At 74.8% G+C, this 21,710-nt stretch carries 22 protein-coding genes; 16 read left to right on the top strand and 6 right to left on the bottom strand.

The features are described 5' to 3' along the window. The first annotated feature begins 163 nt into the window (after positions 1-163). The 4 genes from ACWD3O_RS22940 to ACWD3O_RS22955 all read left to right on the top strand — a co-directional run bounded on the left by ACWD3O_RS22940 (position 164) and on the right by ACWD3O_RS22955 (position 3,365). Positions 164-721, top strand: coding sequence for a DUF5134 domain-containing protein (locus ACWD3O_RS22940; protein WP_451411647.1), 558 nt, complete (start codon positions 164-166; stop codon positions 719-721). A 102-nt stretch (positions 722-823) separates the two neighbouring features. Beyond that, the gene (locus tag ACWD3O_RS22945; protein ID WP_451411646.1) at positions 824-1,768 is read left to right on the top strand and encodes a M56 family metallopeptidase; all 945 of its coding nucleotides are present in this window, start codon (positions 824-826) and stop codon (positions 1,766-1,768) included. A 104-nt stretch (positions 1,769-1,872) separates the two neighbouring features. Beyond that, complete coding sequence (locus ACWD3O_RS22950) at positions 1,873-2,625, top strand: phosphatase PAP2 family protein (protein WP_451411645.1); 753 nt, start codon at positions 1,873-1,875, stop codon at positions 2,623-2,625. Next, positions 2,622-3,365 carry an HAD family hydrolase gene (locus ACWD3O_RS22955; protein ID WP_451411644.1) on the top strand — a complete coding sequence of 248 codons (744 nt, stop codon included), beginning with the start codon at positions 2,622-2,624 and terminating at the stop codon, positions 3,363-3,365. The genes ACWD3O_RS22950 and ACWD3O_RS22955 overlap by 4 nt, the downstream gene beginning before the upstream one ends. 235 nt (positions 3,366-3,600) lie before the next feature. Here ACWD3O_RS22955 and ACWD3O_RS22960 read toward each other — a convergent pair whose 3' ends face one another. Next, on the bottom strand, positions 3,601-5,031 hold the full coding sequence (locus ACWD3O_RS22960; RefSeq protein ID WP_451411724.1) for an LVIVD repeat-containing protein: 1,431 nt from the start codon (positions 5,029-5,031) through the stop codon (positions 3,601-3,603). 275 nt (positions 5,032-5,306) lie between these two features. Between ACWD3O_RS22960 and ACWD3O_RS22965 the strand changes: the two genes are divergently transcribed. The 6 genes from ACWD3O_RS22965 to ACWD3O_RS22990 all read left to right on the top strand — a co-directional run bounded on the left by ACWD3O_RS22965 (position 5,307) and on the right by ACWD3O_RS22990 (position 11,993). Continuing rightward, positions 5,307-5,957 (top strand): DUF305 domain-containing protein, encoded by a 651-nt coding sequence (locus tag ACWD3O_RS22965; RefSeq protein ID WP_451411643.1) that lies wholly within the window; start codon positions 5,307-5,309, stop codon positions 5,955-5,957. Between the two features lie 251 nt (positions 5,958-6,208). Beyond that, complete coding sequence (locus tag ACWD3O_RS22970; protein ID WP_451417166.1) at positions 6,209-7,669, top strand: nucleobase:cation symporter-2 family protein; 1,461 nt, start codon at positions 6,209-6,211, stop codon at positions 7,667-7,669. 153 nt (positions 7,670-7,822) lie between these two features. Continuing rightward, positions 7,823-8,911 carry a WD40/YVTN/BNR-like repeat-containing protein gene (locus tag ACWD3O_RS22975; protein ID WP_451411641.1) on the top strand — a complete coding sequence of 363 codons (1,089 nt, stop codon included), beginning with the start codon at positions 7,823-7,825 and terminating at the stop codon, positions 8,909-8,911. Between the two features lie 78 nt (positions 8,912-8,989). Continuing rightward, positions 8,990-9,667: a uracil-DNA glycosylase gene (locus tag ACWD3O_RS22980; RefSeq protein WP_451417167.1), complete on the top strand. Its 678-nt coding sequence runs from the start codon at positions 8,990-8,992 to the stop codon at positions 9,665-9,667. Further along, on the top strand, positions 9,664-10,668 hold the full coding sequence (locus ACWD3O_RS22985) for an N-acetylglucosamine kinase (protein ID WP_451417168.1): 1,005 nt from the start codon (positions 9,664-9,666) through the stop codon (positions 10,666-10,668). The genes ACWD3O_RS22980 and ACWD3O_RS22985 overlap by 4 nt, the downstream gene beginning before the upstream one ends. 404 nt (positions 10,669-11,072) lie before the next feature. Further along, on the top strand, positions 11,073-11,993 hold the full coding sequence (locus tag ACWD3O_RS22990) for a sirohydrochlorin chelatase (RefSeq protein ID WP_451411638.1): 921 nt from the start codon (positions 11,073-11,075) through the stop codon (positions 11,991-11,993). 135 nt (positions 11,994-12,128) lie between these two features. Here ACWD3O_RS22990 and ACWD3O_RS22995 read toward each other — a convergent pair whose 3' ends face one another. Together ACWD3O_RS22995 and ACWD3O_RS23000 are read right to left on the bottom strand one after the other, a co-directional pair. Continuing rightward, complete coding sequence (locus tag ACWD3O_RS22995; protein ID WP_451417169.1) at positions 12,129-13,163, bottom strand: lactonase family protein; 1,035 nt, start codon at positions 13,161-13,163, stop codon at positions 12,129-12,131. Positions 13,164-13,294: 131 nt separating this feature from the next. Next, a complete protein-coding gene (locus tag ACWD3O_RS23000) occupies positions 13,295-14,803 on the bottom strand; it encodes an FUSC family protein (RefSeq protein ID WP_451417223.1) in 1,509 nt (502 codons plus the stop codon). Positions 14,804-15,132: 329 nt separating this feature from the next. Between ACWD3O_RS23000 and ACWD3O_RS23005 the strand changes: the two genes are divergently transcribed. Further along, complete coding sequence (locus tag ACWD3O_RS23005) at positions 15,133-15,615, top strand: Lrp/AsnC family transcriptional regulator (RefSeq protein WP_451411636.1); 483 nt, start codon at positions 15,133-15,135, stop codon at positions 15,613-15,615. A gap of 61 nt (positions 15,616-15,676) precedes the next feature. Here the strand turns inward: ACWD3O_RS23005 and ACWD3O_RS23010 are convergent, their stop codons facing one another. Continuing rightward, positions 15,677-16,459: a LysR family substrate-binding domain-containing protein gene (locus ACWD3O_RS23010; protein WP_451411635.1), complete on the bottom strand. Its 783-nt coding sequence runs from the start codon at positions 16,457-16,459 to the stop codon at positions 15,677-15,679. A gap of 59 nt (positions 16,460-16,518) precedes the next feature. Here ACWD3O_RS23010 and ACWD3O_RS23015 point away from each other — a divergent pair, with 59 nt between their 5' ends. Both ACWD3O_RS23015 and ACWD3O_RS23020 read left to right on the top strand, forming a co-directional pair. After that, complete coding sequence (locus ACWD3O_RS23015) at positions 16,519-16,941, top strand: DUF5997 family protein (RefSeq protein WP_451417170.1); 423 nt, start codon at positions 16,519-16,521, stop codon at positions 16,939-16,941. A gap of 173 nt (positions 16,942-17,114) precedes the next feature. Continuing rightward, positions 17,115-17,330 (top strand): DUF4177 domain-containing protein, encoded by a 216-nt coding sequence (locus tag ACWD3O_RS23020; protein ID WP_451411633.1) that lies wholly within the window; start codon positions 17,115-17,117, stop codon positions 17,328-17,330. A gap of 41 nt (positions 17,331-17,371) precedes the next feature. Here the strand turns inward: ACWD3O_RS23020 and ACWD3O_RS23025 are convergent, their stop codons facing one another. After that, positions 17,372-17,983: a hypothetical protein gene (locus ACWD3O_RS23025; protein WP_451417171.1), complete on the bottom strand. Its 612-nt coding sequence runs from the start codon at positions 17,981-17,983 to the stop codon at positions 17,372-17,374. 97 nt (positions 17,984-18,080) lie between these two features. Here ACWD3O_RS23025 and ACWD3O_RS23030 point away from each other — a divergent pair, with 97 nt between their 5' ends. Continuing rightward, on the top strand, positions 18,081-18,578 hold the full coding sequence (locus ACWD3O_RS23030) for a VOC family protein (protein ID WP_451411631.1): 498 nt from the start codon (positions 18,081-18,083) through the stop codon (positions 18,576-18,578). A gap of 52 nt (positions 18,579-18,630) precedes the next feature. Further along, the gene (locus tag ACWD3O_RS23035) at positions 18,631-19,392 is read left to right on the top strand and encodes a ZIP family metal transporter (protein WP_451411630.1); all 762 of its coding nucleotides are present in this window, start codon (positions 18,631-18,633) and stop codon (positions 19,390-19,392) included. A gap of 28 nt (positions 19,393-19,420) precedes the next feature. Here the strand turns inward: ACWD3O_RS23035 and ACWD3O_RS23040 are convergent, their stop codons facing one another. After that, positions 19,421-20,449 carry a hypothetical protein gene (locus ACWD3O_RS23040; protein WP_451417172.1) on the bottom strand — a complete coding sequence of 343 codons (1,029 nt, stop codon included), beginning with the start codon at positions 20,447-20,449 and terminating at the stop codon, positions 19,421-19,423. 111 nt (positions 20,450-20,560) lie between these two features. Here ACWD3O_RS23040 and ACWD3O_RS23045 point away from each other — a divergent pair, with 111 nt between their 5' ends. Beyond that, positions 20,561-21,385: a TetR family transcriptional regulator gene (locus tag ACWD3O_RS23045; protein WP_451417173.1), complete on the top strand. Its 825-nt coding sequence runs from the start codon at positions 20,561-20,563 to the stop codon at positions 21,383-21,385. The last annotated feature ends 325 nt before the right edge of the window (positions 21,386-21,710 follow it).

Raw genomic sequence — 21,710 nt, forward strand, 5'->3', positions numbered from 1 at the left:
TCGACCTTAACAGGTGTTTCACTCGTAAATGATCGGAGGCTTCCGTCACGCTCCGCCCGATGCTCCCCGTACGCCCCTCTGCGCCCGTATGCGCGCCGCCCGGGACGGGCATCCCTCGACCGACCGCCGAGGCCGGCGGGGACCTCGGGGGAAGGGGGCGGGAGTGCACGGACCGGCCACGACCGGATGGCTGATGGTCGCCCTGTGCGCGGCGGCGGGCGCCTACTGCGTGCTGCGGATGGGCAGCAGGGTCGAGGAGCAGCGCAGGGCCGCCGGCGGGGAGGCGGTGATGGGCTTCGGCATGGCGGCCATGGCCGTGCCGGCCGCGGCGCTCGGGCCGCCCGGCTGGGTGTGGCCGGTGTACGCGGCGGTGTTCGGCGCGGCGGCGCTGCACGCCCTGTGGGCGGCCCGGAGCAGCGCGCACCACCTGCACCACGCGGTCGGCGCGCTGGCCATGGTCCACATGTCGCTGGCCATGACCGCGGCGCCGGCGGGGCACGCGGGCCACGCGGACGGCGGGGTCACGGGCGTCCCGCTGCTGACGGGGGTTCTGCTGCTGTACTTCGCCGGCTACGTCCTGGTCGCCGGGGCGCGGCTGCTGCCCTCCGGTGCCGTGGCGTCCGCCGGCGGCGGGGTGCGCTGGGGGGACCGGCCGGAGCTGGCCCGGGTGTGCCGGCTGGCGATGGGGATCGCCATGCTGGCCATGCTCCTGACGATGTGACGGGTCGCCGCGCGAGGGCCGGACGCCTCCGCCCGCCGTGTCGTGCGTCACTCGCGGCGCGACCCTGTTCCACGGCGCCGACGGGCCTCCTACGCTGCCACCATGATGGTCCCCGCGGCACTGTTGCTGCTCGGCGTGCTGACCGCCGTCGTCGCTCCCCGTGTCCTCGCGCCGGCCGACGTGGACCGGGAGCCGGTGGTGGCCCTCTGGGTCTGGCAGTGCGTGGTCGCGGCCGTGCTGCTGTCCTTCGCGCTGTCGATGACGCTCAGCGCGGCGGCCGCCTGGCAGGCGGTGCGCGGACACGTCTTCGCTCCCGCGCCCAGCCAGGTGGTCGACGTCTACGCCCTCGAGGGCACAGCCGGGCCCTGGGCGGCGGGGACGGCGCTGGCGCTGGCCGCGGGCGGACTGTGGACGCTCGCCATGCTGGCCCGCGTGGTGGTCCGGGCCCGGTCCCGCCGCCGCCGGGAGCGGGCGGCCCTGCTGGAGCGGGCGCCGCGGCTGCCCGGCGAGGGCGCGGCGGGCGACCGTCTCCTGGTGCTGGAGTCCGACCGCCCGGACGCCTGGTGGCTGCCCGGCCCCACGCCCCGCCTGGTGATCACCACGGCCGCCCTGCGCCGCCTGGGCGAGCGGGAACTGGACGCGGTCCTCGCCCACGAGCAGGGCCACGCCCGGGCGCGTCACGACTGGCTGCTGCACTGCTCCTCCGCGCTGGCGGAGGGGTTCCCTCGGGTGCCGGTCTTCGCGGCGTTCCGCGACGAGATCCACCGCCTGGTGGAACTGGCCGCCGACGACTCCGCCTCCCGCCGCCACGGCCGCCTCGCCGTGGCGCTGGCCCTGGTCGGCCTCAACGAGGACCGCGGGGTCTTCGCCCCGGCCCCGTCCGGCCCGCGGGCCGACGTGCCGCGCCGCGTGGACCGCCTGATCACTCCCCCGCGCCGGCTCAGCCCGGTCCGCCGCCTCGGACTCACGGCCGCGGGCGCGCTGGTCCCGGCCGTTCCGCTGCTCATCGCCTTCGCCCCGGGGCTGGGCGTGCTCCACCTCGACTGACGGCGAACGACGGACGCGACCGACGGCGAACTCGACCGATGGGGAACGGCGAAACGGCGCGAAAGGATGGTTTCAGGGGCCCCCGGTGGGTCACTATCGGCCCCATGCGCCTCTCCTCGCCCGCTCCTCCCCCCGCCACGCCGTCGTCCGGTCCGCACCAGGCGCTCCAGGACGCCGCGCTGCGCGCCGCGGCCCTGCTGGCCCTGTGCTCGCTGGTGCTCCTCGCCCTGGTGGAGGCGTCCTGGCAGCCGCTGATGGCCCTGGACGGTGAGGTGGCCCGCACCACGCACCGCTGGGCGGTCCGGGAGGACGGCGTCACGGCGGTGGCGCGGGTCCTCACCGACTGGTTCTGGGACCCGATCACGCTGCGTGCGCTGACCGTGGCGGTGGCGGTCGGTCTGGTGTGGCGCCGGGGGCAGGGGTGGCCCGCGCTGTGGCTGGTGGCGACGGTGGCCGTCGCGGCCGTGCTGCAGCAGGTGCTCAAGGCGGCGGTCGACCGGCCCCGGCCGGTGTGGTCCGACCCGGTCGACGACGCCCGTTTCGCCGCCTTCCCCTCGGGCCACGCCATGACGGCGACGGTCTGCTGCGGCCTGCTGCTGTGGGTGGTGCGCCGAGAGGGCGTCGGGCCGCGCCGGTGGCGGGCGGCCGTAGCGACCGCCGTGGTGAGTGTGGTGGGGGTGGGGCTGACCCGGGTGTGGCTCGGGGTGCACTGGCTGTCGGACGTGGTGGGCGGCTGGCTGCTCGGAGCGCTGGTGGTGGCGGTGGCCGTCGCGGTGTTCGAGGGGGTGCCGCGCCTGCGGGAGGCCGGAAAGCGCCCCGCGGCGGATGTCCGTCCGGGACTACGCTCTGGCGCATGACCGCCTTCTCGACCGTGCTGTTCGACTTCTCCGGCACGCTGCTGCGCGTGGAGTCCGCCGAGAGCTGGCTGCGCGCCGTGCTGCGGGACACCGGGATCCGCATGACCGAGGAGGAGACCGCCCGCGCCGCGCGGGAGCTCGAGGAGGCGGGCGCGCTGCCCGGCGGCGCCGCGCCCAGGGAACTGCCCGCCGAACTGGCCGGCCTCTGGGAGGACCGCGACCGGACGGCGGAGTCGCACCGGGCCGCCTACACGGCGCTGTCGCGCCGCGTGCGGCTTCCGGATCCCGCGCTCCACGGCGCCCTGTACGACCGCCACATGACGCCCGGCGCCTGGGAGCCCTACCCCGACGCCCTCGAGGTGCTGGGGGAACTGCGCCGCCGGGGCGTGGCCGTGGGCGTGGTGAGCAACATCGGCTGGGACCTGCGCCCGGTGTTCCGGGCCCACGGGCTCGACCCCCAGGTGGACGCGTACGTGCTGTCGTTCGAGCACGGCGTGCAGAAGCCCGATCCGGGGCTGTTCCGCGTCGCCCTGGACACGCTGGGGGCGGACCCGTCACGGACGTTGATGGTGGGCGACGACCGCAGGGCCGACGGGGGCGCCGCGGCGCTCGGCTGCGCGGTGCACTTCGTCGACCATCTCCCGGCCCGGCTGCGGCCGGACGCGTTGCGCGCGGTGCTGTCCCTGGTCCCGGACGGCGACCGCCCCCGGCAGGGGCCGGAGCCGCGGCACCGCGCGTAGACCCGCCCGGGGCGCTCCCCCGCGTCGCCCCGGACGGGCCTACAGGATGGCGCCGGGCCGCCGTCCGGTCAACGGGCCCCGCGGCGCGAGACCCCTGACCCTGTCCTGCCCTGCCGTGCACGTGCCCCGCACCCGCCCCGCACGTGCCCGGGAACGACGTTCCCGCCGTGCGGACGTGCCGCGCGGCGGGAACGGGGGTGGTGCCGGACGGCCCGGGGGCCGCCCGGTACCGGGGTTACTTCCTCTTCTTGTAGTACTCAGGCTGCGTCTGGACGTTGAGCTCGTCCAGGTGAACGCCGTTGGCCTGGTTGGTGCGCGGGTCGTTGAGCTTCAGCACGTCGAAGCCCTTGGCCATGTCGTTCGAGAACAGGTAGCCGTTGTACCAGTACGTCGACCAGGTGCCGCCGCCGGCGCCGTCGGGCAGCGGGCCGCGCTCGAAGAAGGCGATCTCCTTCGGCTTGGCGGAGTTGGTGAAGTCCCAGACGGAGACGCCACCCTGGTACCAGGACTGGACCATGATGTCCTTGCCCTTGACCGGGATGATCGAGCCGTTGTGCGCGACGCAGTTCTCGGTGTCGGCCTGGTGGCGCGGGATCTTGTAGTAGCTCACGAACTTCAGCTCGGCGTTCTTGCCCTTGCCGACGAGGTCGTAGATTCCGTTGGCGCCGCGGTTCGGGCCGATCTCCGCGTTGCAGGTGGCCATGCCGCCGCCGCCGAGCTCGTCGGTGAAGACGACCTTGTCGGCGTCCATGTTGAACGTCGCCGAGTGCCAGAACGCGAAGTTCACGTTGTCCTGGACCTGGTCGATGACCACCGGGTTGGCCGGGTCGGAGATGTCCATCAGGATGCCGTCGCCCATGCAGGCGCCCGCCGCGATCTTCTTCGAGGGGAGCGCGGTGATGTCGTGGCAGCCAGTGGTGCGGGAGACGCCCGGGTTCACGGGGGAGCCGGGGTTGCCGCCGCCGAGGTCGCCCTCACCGGGGAAGAGCACGGGGAAGTTGACGATCTTCGCGGTCTCCGGCGCGTCGGTCGGGACCTTGATGACGGAGATGCCGTCGTGCGGCGGCCGGCAGTCCGGGTAGGCGGCGTTCGGCGAGTACGAGGAAACGTACACGTAGACGTCGTCGCGGTCCGGAACCAGCGTGTGGGTGTGGGAACCGCAGGCGGTCTCGACGGCGGCGACGTAGCGCGGGTTGCGGATGTCGCTGATGTCGAAGATCTTCATGCCCTCCCAGGAGGACTTCTCCGTCACCGGCTGCGTGGTGCTGTTGCAGGAGTCGTCGCTGCGCGACGAGTCGGTGGACAGGAAGAGAAGGTCACCCGAGACCGAGATGTCGTTCTGCGAGCCCGGGCAGAGCACCTGGGCGACGACCTTCGGCTTCTTCGGGTTCTTGATGTCGAAGACCTTGAAGCCGTCGTAGTTGCCGGAGAACGCGTAGTCGCCCTGGAAGGCGAGGTCCGAGTTGGTGCCGGGCAGCAGGTCCTTCGGGGTGTTGCTGACGTGCGTGATGTTGGCGCTGTGGACGATCTCGTCCACGCCGGGTATCTCGCCGCTCTCGATGGCCGCCTCGACCTCGGCCTTGGCGCTGCTGGAGAGCCGCTTCTCCGGGATGTCGCCCGGTCCGGGAACGGCGCCCGCGGGGGCGGCGGTGAGCAGTGCGGCCATCAGACCGGCGGCGGTGGCCGCGATCCCCAGCCTTCTGCGCTGCGTTCGGGGGTTCCGTCTGAGCACTTCGTCCTCCCTCATCGACCCGTACTCGCAACCGAGCGGGCACGGACGCCCCTGAGTATCGTCTGCATCATGCACAGATCAACAGACTGGCAATGCGATTGTCACAAGATTTTTTGATCACGCACCGACAAAACCGTGCTAGGACGGTCGTCTACACACACGAACAACCGTCGAACAACCGTCAACCGCCGCGCTCCCGGGAGGTCGCCGTGCCCATCCGCCGTGTTCCACGAGCCTCGCTCGTCACCACCACACTGGCCCTGGCCGTCCTCGCCCTGGGCGGCTGCGACTCCGGCTCCGAGGCCAAGTCCGGCGCGGCGCAGGGTTCTTCGGTACTCGCCCCGGGCAAGCCGGGCGAGTCGAACCGGACCTTGTCCCCGGAGGAGGCGGCCGAGCACCGCAAGGAGGACGACTCCCCCAACACCGCCGACATCGGCTACGTGCAGATGATGATCGAGCACCACGAACAGGCCCTGGAGATGGCCCGGCTCGCCCCCGACCGGGCGAAGTCGAAGGAGCTGAAGGGCCTGGCCTCGCGCATCTCGGACGTGCAGGGCGCCGAGATCGACATGATGGAGGGCTGGCTCGACGAGCACGGCGCAAAGAAGGACGCCGCCGGCCACGACCACGAGGCGATGAAGGGCATGGCCACGCCCGAGCAGATGAAGAAGCTGGCGGCCGCGGAGGGCGCGGAGTTCGACGCGCTCTTCCTGGACCTGATGATCGCCCACCACGAGGGCGCGATCGCCATGGCCTCGGACGTGAAGGCCGAGGGCAACAACATCCGCGCCGAGGAGATGGCGGACGACGTGATCGCCACGCAGACCACGGAGATCGCGCGCATGGAGGACATGCGCTGAGCGCGGGCACCACTGCGCCGTGAGCCCGCGCGGGCGACGGGACCGGTGCGGCGGTGGGGCGGTGTGAGGCGCGGCGGTGCGGCGGTGCGGCGGTGCGGCGGTGCGGGGATCGCAACACGGCGAGATGTGCCGGCAACATCCCGGAAATCAACAAACTGTTGAACGGCCCTACGGTTCACTGGAGTTGAGCCCGGACGGCGGCGCGGTGCCGGGCTCGCGGCCCTGCCCGCCCCCTGTCTCCGGGAGCCCTCATGCCGACCCCCGTACCCGCCGGATCCTCCGCCTCCTCACCCGTCCCCTCCCCCACACCCTCCGTCCATCCGGTCGACGAGGTGCCCCCCGTACGGCACCTGGCCGCCTTCGGGCTGCAGCACGTCCTCGCCATGTACGCGGGCGCCGTGGCGGTCCCGCTGATCGTCGGCGGCGCGATGGGCCTGTCCGCCGCCGACCTGGCGTACCTGATAACCGCCGACCTGCTGGTCTGCGGCATAGCGACCCTGATCCAGTGCATCGGCTTCTGGCGGTTCGGCGTCCGACTGCCGATCATGCAGGGCTGCACCTTCGCCGCCGTCTCCCCGATGGTCATGATCGGCACCACCGGCGGCGGGCTGCCCGCCATCTACGGCGCGGTCATCGTCGCCGGGCTGGCCATCCTGTTGCTGGCGCCGGTCTTCGGCAGGCTGCTGCGGTTCTTCCCCCCGCTGGTCACCGGCACCGTGATCCTGATCATCGGCCTCTCCCTGATGCCCGTGGCGGGCAACTGGGCCGCGGGCGGTCAGGGCAGTGAGGACTTCGGCGCGCCGGGGAACCTGGCCCTGGCCGGTTTCGTCCTGGTGATCGTCCTCGGCGTGCAGCGGTTCGCACCGCCGTTCCTGAGCAGGATCGCGGTGCTGGTGGGCATCGTGGTCGGTCTGGTCGTGGCCGTGCCGCTGGGCTTCACCGACTTCGGCGGGGTCGCGGACGCCGCCTGGCTGGGCATCAGCACCCCGTTCCACTTCGGCGCGCCGGTCTTCGAGGTCTCGGCGATCGTGTCGATGCTGGTGGTGGCCCTGGTGATCATGACCGAGACCACCGGTGACCTCATCGCCGTGGGCGAGCTGACCGGCCGCAAGGTCGAGCCGCGGGCCCTGGCCGACGGTCTGCGGGCCGACGGCCTGTCCACCGTGCTGGGCGGCGTCTTCAACACCTTCCCCTACACGGCCTACGCCCAGAACGTGGGCCTGGTCGGGATGACCCGGGTGCGCAGCCGCTGGGTGGTCGCCGCGGCCGGCGGTCTGCTGGTGCTGCTCGGACTGCTGCCCAAGCTGGGCGCGCTGGTCGCGGCCGTCCCGGCCCCGGTGCTGGGCGGCGCGGGCCTGGTGATGTTCGGGACGGTGGCCGCCAGCGGACTGCGCACGCTGGTCCACGCGGGGCTGGGCGACGGCCACAACCTGACCGTCGTGGCCGTCTCCCTGGCGGTGGGCATGCTGCCGGTCGGCGTCCCCACCGTGTACGACGCCTTCCCGGACTGGTTCCAGACGGTGATGCACAGCGGCATCAGCGCGGGCTGTCTCACCGCGGTGATCCTCAACCTCGTCTTCAACCACCTGGCGGGCAACGGTGGTGCACCGTCACCGTCCGCGCCGGAGGCGGCAGCCGGGCCGGAGAAGGTGTCCGGCACGGCGCCCACGGCGGCGCGGCCGGACGGTGCGGCGGCCGGGCCCACCGCCTGACGGGGCGCCGGTCCGGGTCGACGCGCCGCCGTGCGCGGGCGGCCGTCGCCCGGGCCGCGCCGGTACCTCCCGGGCGTTGTCGGTGGCACGGTGCAGACTGTGCCGTGTCCGACTGACACGCATCTGGACGACGATGTCCTGGAGGTGGCCCGGATGGCCGACGTACTGCTCGCCGTGGGGACGAACAAGGGTCTGTTCCTCGCGCGCCGCCGGGGAGGCGGCGACTGGGAGTTCGACCCCGCTCCCCACTTCAACGCCCAGGCCGTCTACTCGGTCGCCCTGGACACCCGGGAACCGGCGCCGCGGATCCTGGTGGGAGGCGTCAGCTCCCACTGGGGTCCGTCGGTCTTCCACTCCGACGACCTGGGCCGCACCTGGACCGAACCGGCCAGCCCCGCCGTGCGGTTCCCGGAGGACACCGGCACCTCGCTGGAGCGGGTCTGGCAACTGCACCCGTCCGCCGCGGAGCCCGGCGTGGTCTACGCGGGCACCGAACCCGCGGCGCTGTACCGGTCCGAGGACCGCGGCGAGTCGTTCTCCCTGGTCCGCCCGCTGTGGGAGCACCCCACCCGCTCCCGCTGGGTGCCCGGCGGAGGCGGCGAGGGGCTGCACACGATCCTCACCGACGCGCGCGACGCGCGGGCCGTGACGGTGGCGGTCTCCGCCGCCGGCGTCTTCCGCACCCAGGACGGCGGCGGCAGCTGGTCCCCCTCCAACAGCGGCGTGGGGGCGGACTTCCTGCCCGGTCCCGACCCCGAGTTCGGCCAGTGCGTGCACAAGATCGCGCGCGACGCCGCCGATCCGGACCGGCTGTACCTGCAGAACCACTGGGGCGTGTACCGCAGCGACGACGCGGGTGCCCACTGGACGGACATCGGCGAGGGCCTGCCGACCACCTTCGGTTTCGCGGTCGCCGCCCACCCGCACCGCGGGGACACGGCCTACCTGTTCCCGGTCACCGCCGACACCGACCGGGTGCCGGCCGGACGCCGCTGCCGGGTCTTCCGCACCACCGACGCGGGGCGCACCTGGGAGCCCCTCTCCGCCGGCCTGCCGCAGGAGGACCACTACGGCATCGTGCTCCGCGACGCCCTCTGCACCGACGACGCCGACCCGGCCGGGGTCTACTTCGGCACCCGCAACGGCGAGGTCTACGCCTCCGCGGACGACGGCGAGAGCTGGCGTCTCCTGGCCTCCCACCTCCCGGACGTGCTCTGTGTCCGCGCCGCGGTCGTCGGCTGACGGGGCCGCGGCGTCGCCCTCCTCCGGCGTGGGCCAGAGCTTGATCGCCTGTCGGACCCCGGCAGTAGGGTGACGCCCGTGGCACCTAGACCTTTGCATGAAATCGTCGAGCCCGGCTGGGCCGAGGCACTGGAACCCGTGGCCGACCGGATCGCCCGCATGGGTGACTTCCTCCGGTCGGAGATCGCGGCGGGACGCAGGTACGTCCCCGCGGGACCCGACATCCTGCGCGCGTTCCAGCAGCCCTTCGACGACGTCCGTGTCCTGATCGTCGGTCAGGACCCCTATCCGACACCGGGGCACGCGGTCGGGCTGTCGTTCAGCGTCGCCCCGGAGGTGCGTCCGCTGCCGCCCAGCCTGATCAACATATTCCGGGAGCTGCAGAGCGACCTGGGCGCGCCCCAGCCGTCCAACGGCGACCTCACGCCCTGGGCCCAGCAGGGCGTGCTGCTCCTCAACACCTCGCTGACCACGGCTCCCGGCAAGACCAACGGCCACCGGGGCAAGGGCTGGGAAGAGGTGACGGAGCAGGCCGTCCGGGCCCTCGCCAAGCGCGGCAAGCCTCTGGTGGCGATCCTGTGGGGCAGCCACGCCCGGGCCGCGCGCCGGCTGCTGGGCACCTACCCGTCCGTGGAGTCGCCGCACCCGTCGCCGCTCTCCGCCGACCGCGGTTTCTTCGGCTCGCGTCCCTTCAGCCGGGCGAACGAACTGCTGCTCCAGCAGGGCGCCCAGCCGGTGGACTGGCGACTGCCGTGAGCGGGGCCGGGCCGCGGGAGCGGGTGGTGCTGGCGGTGGACTCGGGCGGCTCCGGGCTGCGGGTCGCCGTGGGCACGCCGGAGAGCGGCCCGGTGGCGCGGTGCTCGGGACGAGAGCCGGTGCGGACGGGAGAGCGGGGGCTCGATCCCGTCCATCTCGTCGAGTTGCTGATGCCGCTCGCCGAGGAGGCGCTGGCCGAGGCCGGACACGGTGCGCCGGACGCGGTCGCGGTGGGCGCGGCGGGCTTCGCCTCGCTGGGCGACGCCTGGCGTGCCGAGCTGCCCGCGGAGCTGGCCCGGCGGTTCGACGGCGCACGGCGCGGCTGGGCGGGCGTGGCGCTGGCGTCGGACGCGGTGACCGCGTACGTGGGTGCCCTGGGGAACCGCCCGGGCGCCGTGATCGCCGCCGGCACGGGGCTCACGGCCACCGGCACCGATCTGTCGCGCTGGCGCCGGGCGGACGGCTGGGGCCATCTGCTGGGCGACTGCGGTGGCGGCGCCTGGATCGGCCGGGCCGGCCTGGAGGCGGCCCTGCGCGCGCACGACGGCCGGCCTGGTGGCTCCTCCGTCCTCCTGGAGCGCGGGGAGTCGCTGCTGGGGCCCCCGGCCGGCTGGCCCGCGGCTCTGTACCCGCGCACGGACCGGCCCGCGGTGCTGGCCTCGTTCGCGCCGCAGGTCGCGGCCTGCGCGCCGGTGGATCCGGTGGCGGAGGGCATCCTGCGGGACGCCGCCCGGCACATGGCCGGCGCGGCGGCCGCCGTGTGCCCGGAGGAGGGCGCGCCCGTGGTCTCGGTGACGGGTGGTCTGGCGCGGCTGGGCGAGCCGTTGCTCGCGCCGCTGGAGGAGTCCTTGGCCAAGGCCCTGCCGCACGCGCGTCGGGTGGCGCCCGAGGGCGACCCCCTGACGGGGGCCTTCCGCCTTGCCGCGGGGCTCGCCCTCGGCGGTCCCGCGCTCCCCCGGGACGCCCGGATGCTCCAGGTGACACCGGCCGCCCGGCCGTGACCCGTCGGCGCCGACGGGTCATCGGGAGTGAGCCGGGGCGTGAGTAGCGCGATGACGCCATGTCGACAAATCACCCCTCCTCGCTCCGAGCTGGATCCACGATCCCGGCCGTCCGGAGGTGAAGATTCCGCGGAGGTTGTGGCCCGTCGGCGGGGGCGTCCGCTCCCCGCGGGGGCCGCACGGCCGGCTTCCGTATGATGCGGCGTCAGGTCGCCCTCGGGGCGCACCGTCACGTCCGGGCGTCGCTGTTCGCGGGGCCTCGGGCCGAAGGCGCCCGCCGCCGTACCCGGAAGGCGCGGAATCGTTCCGCTTGCCACATCACGGGCAGACAAATGCGGACGGATACCGCTCACCCGCCCCCTCCCCGAACAGAGGAGCCCCTGGAGCCAGTAGCATGCGGCGCCATGAGCTCCCCCACTGGGCCCGCAGGCCTGCCTGTACGAATGCCGCGACCCCGCCAGCCCGGCCGGCACCGCCGACCCGAGCCCCTGGCCGCCCCCGAGGGCGCGCCGGCGCTGGTGCTGGCGGTGCCCGGCACTCCCACCACCGAGACCCGCGGTCTCGCCGAGGAGGTCGTGAGCATCGCCCGCTCCGAGCTTCCCGGCCTGGACGGGCGCATCGGTTATCTGGACGGGGACGACGACGAGTTCCCGACCCTGCAGTCCGTGCTGACCCGCGCCGCCGAGGAGCGGACCGCCCGTTACGAGCTGGCCCGGGCCGCCGGTGCGGACGTGCAGGAGCCCGACGGCCCGGTCGCCGTCGTGGTGCCGCTGCTGGCCGGTCCGGACAGCGCGCTGCTTCGCAGGGTGCGCCAGGCCGTCATGGACAGCCGGGTCGCCGCCGACCTGACCGACGCGCTCGGCCCGCATCCGCTGCTGGCCGAGGCGCTGCACGTGCGCCTGTCGGAGGCGGGTCACGCCCGCGCCGACCGTGCCCGCCTGTTCACCGTGCACACGGCCGCGGACGGCATCGTCCTGGCCACGGTGGGCGGTGAGGAGGCCGTCCAGGCGGCCGGGATCACCGGCATGCTGCTGGCCGCGCGCCTCGCCGTGCCGGTGATGGCGGCGGCGCTGGACCAGGAGGGTTCCCTGGTGTCGGTGACCGAGCAGCTGCGGTCCTCCGGCTCGCAGCAGCTGGCGCTGGCCCCGTACCTGATCGGTCCGGAGGTCTCGCCGGAGCTGCTGGAGGCCGCCGCGCAGGAGGCGGGCTGCCCGGCCTCCGCGCCGCTCGGCGCCTACCCGGCGGTCGGCAAGCTGGCGCTCGCCAAGTACACGACCGCGCTGGGCATCGCGCCCCAGCAGCCGCAGGGCATGCCCGTCCGCTAGACCACCGGTCCCTGCGGATACCCGTGGTCCAAGCGGCGGTACGGCCGTGGGACCCGCCTCCGGTCCATGTGACCCGGGGCGTGGCCCACGGCCGTTCGTCGTACCGGGGAGGCGTCAGTCGTAGCGCGGAAGGCGTCAGGCGACGACCACGCAGGAGGCGGCGGGGAGGGACACGGAGCCGCGCCGCTCGGGCAGGCCGGTGAGCGGGTCGGTCTCGAACCAGGTGACGTCGCCGGAGCGCTCGTTGGCCACGTAGAGGAACCGCCCGTCGACGGCGAGGGCGCGCGGCCAGTGACCGCCGCAGGGCACGGTGCCGGACAGCTTCAGCGTCTCCCCCTCGACGGCGAACACCGAGACGACGTCCGCGCCCCGGGTGGCGGTCCACACGAAGCGGCCGTCAGGAGCGACCACGACGCCGGAGGGGTAGGCGTCGCCCTCGGCGGCCCCGGGCAGCACCCCGAGCTCGCACAGCGGTTCCAGGAGCCCTTCAGTGGCGTCCCAGCGGCAGACCGTGACGGAGGGGGTCAGCTCGTTGACCAGGTAGGCGCGGTCGCCGTCCGGGTGGAACGCCAGGTGGCGGGGGCCCGAGCCGGGCCGCGTCCTGATCTCCCGGTGCACCCGCAGTCCGTCCTCCTCCAGGGCGCAGACCCGCACGGAGTCGGTGCCGAGGTCCACGCTGACCGCCCAGCGGCCGCTGGGGTCCGGCTGCACCTGGTGGGCGTGCGGGCCCTGCTGGCGCACGGTGCAGGGGCCGGAGCCGGTGTGGGCGAGCACGGCGGCGGGGCCGCGGTGCAGGGCTCCGCCGGGACGGATCCGCAGGGCGGAGACGCTGCCGGAGCTGTAGTTGGCGGTGAGCACGCGCCCGGCGAAGAGGCTCAGGTGGGTGGGCCCGCTGCCGCCGACGGGGACGGGCGGGCCGAGCCGGACGGGGAGCTCCCCGGTGACCCGGTAGGCGGCGACGGCTCCGCGCGCGGTCTCACTGACCGCGTAGAGGACCTCGCCGTCCTCGGAGAGGGCCAGGTAGGAGGGGTCGGGGAGGTCGTCCGAGGCGCCGGCGAGGGTGAGGGCCCCGGTGACCGGGTCCCGGTCGGCGGTGACCAGGCCGGGACCCCCGGCCGCCGTGAAGGACCCGATGTAGGCCCTGGGCCGTCGTGCTCCGCCGTCCGTCACCGCGTGTCCCCTCTCGCCGCCCCGCGCCGCCCGCCGGTTCCGCCGGCCGGCAGGGCGACGGTAGCAGTCGGCGGCCATTGGCCTAGACCAAACGGGTGAGGTTCTCGACCGTTTCCCGCGGCATGCGGGCGTCAGACGCGGGCCGGCAGGGACCTCTCGGACGTCGCCGCGGCCCGCAGCGGCTCGGCGAGGGCGACCAGGGCCCGCTCCACGCCGTGCAGGTGGGCCAGCGCCCCGTCGGAGACCGGTTCCGCCCGGCGTTCGTCCCCGGGTCGCCCCGCGATCGGGCGGCCGAGCGCCTCGACCGCCGCCTCCACCCGCCAGCAGGCGGCGGCCAGCCGGGCGTCGTGCGAGGCCTCGGGGTCCGCGGCGACGGAGACCAGCGCCCGCACCTCACGGGCGCACTCGTCGAGCAGCACCAGCACCCGGCGGGCGCGCTCGCGGCGGGCCCTGCCGAGGTACAGCGGGTGGACCAGAGGCGCCACGGTCTTGCGCACCTGGGCCAGCAGCGCCTCCAGTTCGGCGACCCGCGGCGCCGGGTCGGCGTGGGGGTCGCCCGCCAGCCGGGCCGCGGCCTCCGTGGTGCAGGCGTGCACACAGCGGACGGCGCGCCTGATCCACGCGTCGTTGAAGGCGTGGGTGGTCACCGGCAGGACCAGGAGGACGGCCAGCCAGGCACCGGCCGCGCCGGCCAGCGTCTCGGCGACGCGGAGCGCCAGCAGACCCGCGTCGAGCAGGCCGGCGACGCCGTACAGCGCCTGGGCGAGCACGGTCACCGAGAGCATCATCCAGGTGTAGGAGGTCTGCGCCGTGTAGAAGATCCCGAAGGTCGCGACGGCGGCGACGACCGCCGAGGGCACCGGAGCGCCGTGCAGCGGCAGGGTCAGCACCGCGCCGAGGAGCGCGCCCACGCAGGTGCCCAGGACCCGGCGGAAGCCGCGGACGGCGGTCTCCCCGCGGGAGGTCACGTTGACGAAGATCCACCAGGTGGCGCCGACGGCCCAGTACCAGCGCTCGTCGGAGAGCAGGTGGCCCACCGGGAGCGAGAGGAGGCAGCCCACGGTGACCTGGACGGCCTGGCGGGTGGTGATGCGGCGCAGTCCGGTGCCGCCGGTGGGCGGCGCCGGCGGCACGGGGAGCGGGAAGCGGCGCTCGTAGCACCACAGCCCGAAGCGGACGGCGGCGGCCACGGCGACGGAGACCAGGACGGCGGCACAGAGGGAGGGCAGCACCGCGGGCGTGGCGCGGGCGAACTGGGCCACGAAGAAGCACATGAAGGCGAAGGCGCCCAGGGTGTGCCCGCGCGGACCCCAGCGGCGCGCGTACACGCCGAGCCCGCCGATCGCCACGAAGACCAGGCCGCCGGCGACCGGACGGTCGTGCAGCAGCGCGGCCGCGGCCAGCACGGGCAGGCCCACGGCGGGCTGGAGCGCAACGGTGACGGCCTGGCCGCGCACCGTCGGGTCGGTGACGGTGAACAGGACCAGCAGGGCGGCGAGGCCGCCGGTGGCCATGCCGGCGATGTCGTGGCCGAGCAGCCCGCAGGCCGTGACGGCCAGGGCGATGCCGAGCACGCCCCGCGAGGCGAAGCGCAGCCGGATCAGTCCGGGGTCGGCCGGCGGCACCAGTGCGGTGCGGATCGGCGCCGTCCACCGCGACCGGCCCGTGTTCTGTGTCAGGACCAAGATCTCACCCTCCTCGACGCCGTCCCGGGCTGCCCGGGAGACCGGCGCCTTGAAAAGCGGCACAAAAAAGGCGCCGCGGGAAGCCGCAGCGCCATTGACCCGACCATTTCACCATGTGCGGTGCTCCTGGTTCAAACGACTGCCGATCCGCTGGGCCATTGGCCCAGCCTTCGCGGCTCGGCCTCGGCCGGGAGGAGGCCATCGGACCACCGTGCCGGGGCTCCGCGGGCCGGGCGTGCGGGGCGTGCGGGCTGCCGGGCGGGCCGTTGGTACAGTCGGCGGCCATGTCCGTGGACGAACTCGACACCCGCATCCTGCGGCTCCTGCTGGAGCAGCCGCGCACCAGCGCCCGTGAGTACGCGCGCATCCTCGGGGTGGCCCGGGGCACCCTGCAGGCCCGGCTGGACCAGCTCGAGCGCCGGGGGGTGATCACGGGGACCGGGCCGAGCCTCTCCCCCGCCGCGCTGGGGCATCCGGTGCTGGCGTTCGTCCACATCGAGGTGACCCAGGGGCACCTGGACGAGGTCGGGGACGAGCTGGCGGCGGTGCCGGAGATCGTGGAGGCGTTCTCCATCACGGGCGGCGGCGACCTGCTGACGCGGGTGGTGGCCCGGGACAACGGGCACCTGGAGGACGTGATCCAGAAGCTGATCAGCCTGCCGGGGGTGGTCCGCACGCGTACCGAGGTCGCGCTGCGGGAGCGCGTGCCGTACCGCCTGCTGCCGCTGGTGGAGTCCGTGGGCCGGGCGGCCGCCGAGGCGCGGTGACGGGCCGGGGCGCCCCCGCGCCCCGCGTTTCGGGCCGGGTGGCCGCCCGGGACGCGGGTGGCTAGCCGCGCCGCTTGGGGCGTCCGCCGCCGCGGCGCGGGGTTCCGCCCTTGCCGGTGGTGGCGCCGCGGCCGCCCCGGGCGCCGCCCCCGGCCTGCGCCCTGCCCGGCTTGGCCTTGCCGCTCTGCGGAGCCTTCCGGGCGGGGGTCTGCTTCTGCTCGGGGGCGGCGGTCCTGCGTCCGCGCGTGCTGTTGGCGGTGCGTCCGCGGACCACGCCGATGAAGTCGTCCACCTGGTCCGTGGTGGCCTCCTGCGGCCAGGCCAGCGCCACCTCGGACTGCGGTGCGTCCACGACCGTCCGGTAGGTGAGGTCCCGCCGGTGGTGCAGCCGGGCCAGGGACTGGGGAACGATCAGGACGCCGATGCCGGCGGCCACGAGTTCGACCGCGTCGGCGGTGGTGGCGGGCCGCTCGAACGCCTCCTCCCCCGGCGGGCGCTCCCAGCCGAACACGTCGTCCAGCGGGTGCAGCACGACCTCCTCGGCGAGGTCCTCCAGGGACACCTCGTCCACGGCGGTGATCAGGTGGTCCTTGGGGACGACCACCACCGTGGCCTCGGTGTAGAGCGGGATGGCGCTGAACACGTCGCGGTCGACCGGCAGCCGGACCAGGCCGGCGTCGGCGGCGCCGCCGCGCAGCAGATCCGCTGCCTCGTGGACCGGTACGGTCACCAGCTCGAGCGGGGTGGCGGGAAAGCGTTCGTTCCAGATCCGCACCCACTTGGCGGGCGTGGCTCCCGGTACGTAGGCGAGCCGGAAAACGGGGGATGCGGCGGAGTCGGTCACCCGGCCCAGGCTACCGGGCGTGGTCGGGGGCGCTCCGCGCGGTCGTTACGCTGGGCGGTATGAGTTCGCACCAGAGCACCCAGACGATGAAGCCCGCGACCGCGGCGAAGAAGCTGGGTGTGTACCTCGAGGCCACGCCCGCCGAGTTCCGGGCGGGTTCCGTCTCGCGCGCCGAGCTGAACCAGCTGCAGGCCGACCCGCCCGAGTGGCTGCGGGAGCTGCGGCGCAACGGCCCGCACCCGCGTCAGGTCGTCGCCGCCCGGCTCGGCGTATCCGCCTCCGGCCTCGCCCGGGCCGGCGTCACCGAGGCGCTGACCACCGAGCAGATCGAGGCGATCAAGACCGAGCGTCCCGAGTGGCTGGAGAAGGAGCAGGCCCTTCAGGCGGAGGTCCGCAAGGACCAGGAGCGCATCAAGCGGCTCCACGCCGAGAAGGCCGAGAAGGCCGAGAAGGCGGCGGGCGGGGAGAACGCCGGCCGCTGAAGCCAGGGCCCCGCGTACGCGACGCGGAGGGGCCGGTCCCGCCCGACGGCGGGACCGGCCCCTCCGCCGTGTCCGCCGGGTCTCCCCCCGGACGCACGGCCGTGGTTGGGTGTGGCCTTGTCGAACGGATCACGCCGGCCCGCACGGGCCACGACGCTTCAGGAGGCCACCGCATGAGCGGCCCCGGCACGTACGAGTACAAGGTCGTCACCTTCCGCGAGTCGCTGATCGGCGACGCGCTGGACGGGGACAAGCTCGAGAAGACGCTCAACGAGCACGCCGAGGAGGGCTGGCGGCTGAAGACCATCACCTCGGCGGACGTGAAGGGCCGCATGGGCCCGGGCGCGGTCGAGGGTCTGCTGCTGACGCTGGAGCGCCCCCGCGCCTGACCCGGCGTGGTCCGGCGGGGTGCGGCGGAGTTCGGGGGGCGTCAGCGGCCGTACGCCGAGTGGCACAGCGACACGACGTCGGAGGAGGCGACCCCGCGGGCCTGCCGGCACCACTCCCCCATGCGGAAGCCCGGACGCTGCCGCGCGCGGTGGCCCCGGGGCTGCCGGGGCCGCGAGGGGCGCACCCGTGCCGTGGGCGCCTTCCGCCGGGTGCGGGGCGGCCTGGAGACGGAGCGGGGTGCTCCGGTGGCCTGGCGTCCCGCGGCGGGCGGCCGGGCTCCGACGGCCCGGCCCTCGCCCTGGGAGCGGAGGCCGGCCGCCCGGCCTCGACCGGACTCCCGGACGGCCTCGTCCTGGGCCCCGGCCGCGCCGTGATCCCGGCGCTTCCCGTCCTTGCCGGCCTTTCCGCCCTTGCCGTCCTCGTCGTCCTTCTCGCCCTTCTCGTCCTTCTCGCCCGTCCCGGACGTGCGCCGGCCGCTCTCGACCAGGTCCGCCTGCCCCCGTGAGGGCGCCGTCCTCTCCTCGGCCGGACGGCCGGCGGCGCCCGGCGGGAGGTCACCGGTCGGGCGGCCGGCCGTCGGAGCCACCGCGACGCAGCCGGTGACCAGGAGGGGGACGAGGAGCGCGAGGACCAGCGGCCGGGTTCGGATCATGGAGTCACCTTGCTCCGAACGGCCCAGTCCACGGGCGGCACCACGCGGCCGGATCACCGTCACGGGTGACGTCGGTGAAGGGCGCTACCCTCCCGCCATGTTGCGACTCCCGTCCCGTCTCACCGTCCTGACCCTCGGCGCCCGGGACCTTCCGTCCCTCCGCCGGTTCTACCGCGGCCTCGGCTGGGAGGAGGCGCCCGGCAGCGACGACGACTGGTGCGGGTTCCTGCTCGGCGGTGTGCTGCTCGCCCTGTTCCCGGTCGACGACCTGACGGCCGAGGCGGCTCCGGGCGCGCCCCGCCCCGCGCCCGGCTGGTCCGGGGTGACCCTCGCCTGCAACCTGGACCGCCGCGAGGACGTGGACGCCGCGTTCCGTGCCGCGGTGGCCGCCGGGGCCGAGGCCGTCGCGGGGCCGGCCGACCGGGAGTGGGGCGGCCGTTCCGCGTACATCGCCGACCCGGAGGGCAACCGGTGGGAGCTCGCCTGGGCCCGCACGGCCCGCTTCGACGCCCGCGGGGCGCTCCTCGGGTTCGGGGAGGACCCGCCCCCGGCCGCCCCGGGCGACGGAACGGACCGCGCTCGACCGGCCGTGTGAACGCCTGCGCTCCGGTGGGCCCGGGCCCGCTCCCCCGGGTAGGGGGTGCCGTATGGCTGAGGTGGTCGAGGCGGGACTGTGGGGGCTGGTGGCGGGCTCGGCGCTGCTGGTCGGGGCGCTGACCGGGTACGGCGTGCCGGTGCCGCCGAAGGTGATCGCCACGGTGATGGCCTTCGGCGCGGGAGTGCTGCTGTCGGCGGTGTCGTTCGAGTTGGTGGGCGAGGCCTTCGACCAGGCCGGGCTGGCGCCCGCCGCCCTCGGGACGCTGGCCGGGGCGGTGGCGTACACCGTGGGCAACGTGTGGCTGGCCCGGCGGGGCGCGCGGCACCGGAAGCGGTCGGGCCGGCACGCCGCCCATGCGCAGCCCTCGGAGGAGCAGCAGGGCGGCTCGGGCACGGCCCTGGCCCTGGGGGCGCTGCTGGACGGGGTCCCGGAGTCGGCGGTGATCGGCGTCAGTCTCCTGGACGGGGGTGCGGTCAGCCTGGTGACGGTGGTGGCGGTCTTCATCAGCAACGTGCCGGAGGGACTGTCGAGTTCGGCGGGGATGCGGCGGGCGGGCCGCGGCAAGGGCTACGTGTTCGGGGTGTGGGGCGCGATCGCGGCGGCGAGCACCGTGTCGGCGGTCCTGGGCTACACGGTCGTGGGGGCGTTCTCCCCGGCGGTGATCGCCGCGGTGACGGCGGTGGCGGCCGGGGCGATCCTGGCCATGGTGGCGGACACGATGATCCCGGAGGCGTTCGAGGACGCGCACCTGGCGATCGGTCTGGTGACGGTGTGCGGGTTCCTGGTCTCGTTCGGGCTGTCGCACGCCTGAGCACCGGCCCGTGCACGGGTGCCGGGGATCAGGCCGCAGCGGCGTCCGCCCGCGCCGCGCGCGCGTTCCGGCGGCGTCCCCCCGCCAGCAGCAGCGCCGTCCCCAGCACCACCCAGCCCGCCAGGACGAGGGCGGGGCCGGTCGCGCCCGCGCCGTCGAAGAAGGCGTTGGCGCGGAGCAGGCTGCCGGAGGCGCCGGGCGGAAGGAGCTGGCCGAGGTCGGACCAGCCGCCGGGCAGCCAGTGCGGGCCGCTGGCGAAGCCGGAGAGGGGGTTGGCCAGCAGCATCATCAGGGCCGCGCCCACACCGAAGCCGGGGAGCCCGAAGACCGCCTCCAGGCCCAGCAGGGTGAGGGCGAGGGCGGCGATGCCGAGGGCGAGGCCCAGCGCGTTCACCCAGTAGTCGCCCGCGAGGGAGCCGATGCCGAACTGGAGCATCGCGGCGACCGCGAAGCCGGCCGCGACCGAGAAGAGGGTGGCGCCCGCCAGCCGGACCCCCGCCCGGGTGGGGAAGAGCCGGGCGAGGACGATCGCCGGGACGATGCCGCCGAACACCATGGGCAGCGCCGCGGCGGAGAACCCGGCCCCGCTCGGGTCGTCCGCCGGGAAGGGCGCGAGGTCCTCGACGGTGAGCCGCGCCTGCTGGCGCTCCGCCGCCCCCGTCGCCATGGCGGTCAGTGCGGCGGCGGCCTGCGGGGCGGCGGCGGTGGCCTGGTAGAGGGTCACGCCGGAGGGGGTCACGGCGATGCCGCCCACGATCTCGCGGTCCTCGACCGCGGCGGTGAGTTCCCCGGCGTCCCGGTAGCGGGTGACCTCCCACTCGGTCCCGGCGGTCGCCCGCTCCAGGCCCGCCGTGGCCCGGGCCGGGCCGGTCACGCCGATCGGGATGTCCTGCGGGCCGCCGTTGACGGCGGGCAGGGCGAACGCGACGAGCATGGCGACGACCAGGGCGGTCAGGCCCAGCACCACGGTGATCAGCCTCCCGGCGGCGGGCCGCGGCGCGGGCGGGGGTGTTCCGGGGTTTTCGGGAGTCTCGGGGGTCTCGGGTGATGCGGACATCGCGGGCTCCTCGCCGTGGCGTCGTGGGGTGGTGGGGTCGTCCGTCGGGCCGTCCGGTCCGGCTCACCGTGGGACTGGCCTGGAATCCGATTACAAGTTACATTTACCCATGTGTCAACGACAGACGATTCGCGCCCCGGCATCTCCCCGGAACTGGTCCACGCTGCACTGCGTGCGGCCGAGGCGAGGGGGGTGCCCGTCGCCGAGGTGCCGATCCAGGCGGTCGCACGGGAGGCCGGCGTCTCACGCAGCACCCTGCTGCGCCGTCTGGGGGGCACCCGGCGGGCACTGGACGAGGCGGTGCGCGCGGCCGGGGCCGACCCGGGCGGCCGCCGGCCGGTGCGCGAGCGGGCGGTGGAGGCGGCGGCCGCGCTGATCGGGGAGAACGGGCTGGCGTCGGTCTCCCTGGAGCGGGTCGCCGCCGCGGCGGGCTGCTCGGTGCACAGCCTCTACGCCGCCTTCGGAGGCCGCGACGAGCTGCTGTTCGCCACGTACGAGCGGTACAGCCCCATCCTGGACGTCGAGGCGTTGCTGGCCGGGCCCGACCTGGGTCTCGAGCACCGGGTGCGGGAGATGCACCGGCTGCTCGCGGCCGCCCTCGCCCGGCAGCCGCGGGTGATGCAGGCGATGCTGGCGGAGGTTCTCGCCCGGCCGCACGACCCCGCCGTCGGGTCGCTCACCCGGCAGGTCTTCCCCCGGATACTGGGCGGGGTCGGGCGCTGGCTCGCCGCGGAGGTGGCTGCCGGGCGGATCCGCGACCTGCCGCCGCTGCTGCTGATGCACCAGCTGGCCGGTCCCGTCCTCACCCACTTCCTGCTGCGGCCCGGCATCGAAACCACGACCGACACCTCGCTGCCGTCCGCCGAGGAGGTCTGCGACATCTTCGCGGACACGTTCCTCCGCGCGGTGGCCGTGCCCCCGGTGCCGCAGGCCTGACGCCCCGCCCCGGCCCGCGCGTGAGCGGGAGCCCGATGGGCCGGCCATGTCGCGGAGCTCTCGAACGCGTCCCGTACCGACCTGCCGGATTTCTCTCCTCAAGCAGGGAATTGCCCCTCGGCGCCCCCTCGGCACCCTTCAAGAAATGGCGTCGACCGGTAAAGGTGAGCTTTTTCACGTCTCGCCGCCGCGGTGGCGGGTAGTGGAGTTCCGGTGACCGTCATCACCCCTGACCAGGGCGGCTACAGCACCTCCGGGACGCGGCGAAGCCCGTGAATCCGGCCTCACGGACAGGAATGCGGACCACCACGTGGGGAATGTGTGG

Source organism: Streptomyces sp. NPDC002640 (assembly GCF_053592575.1).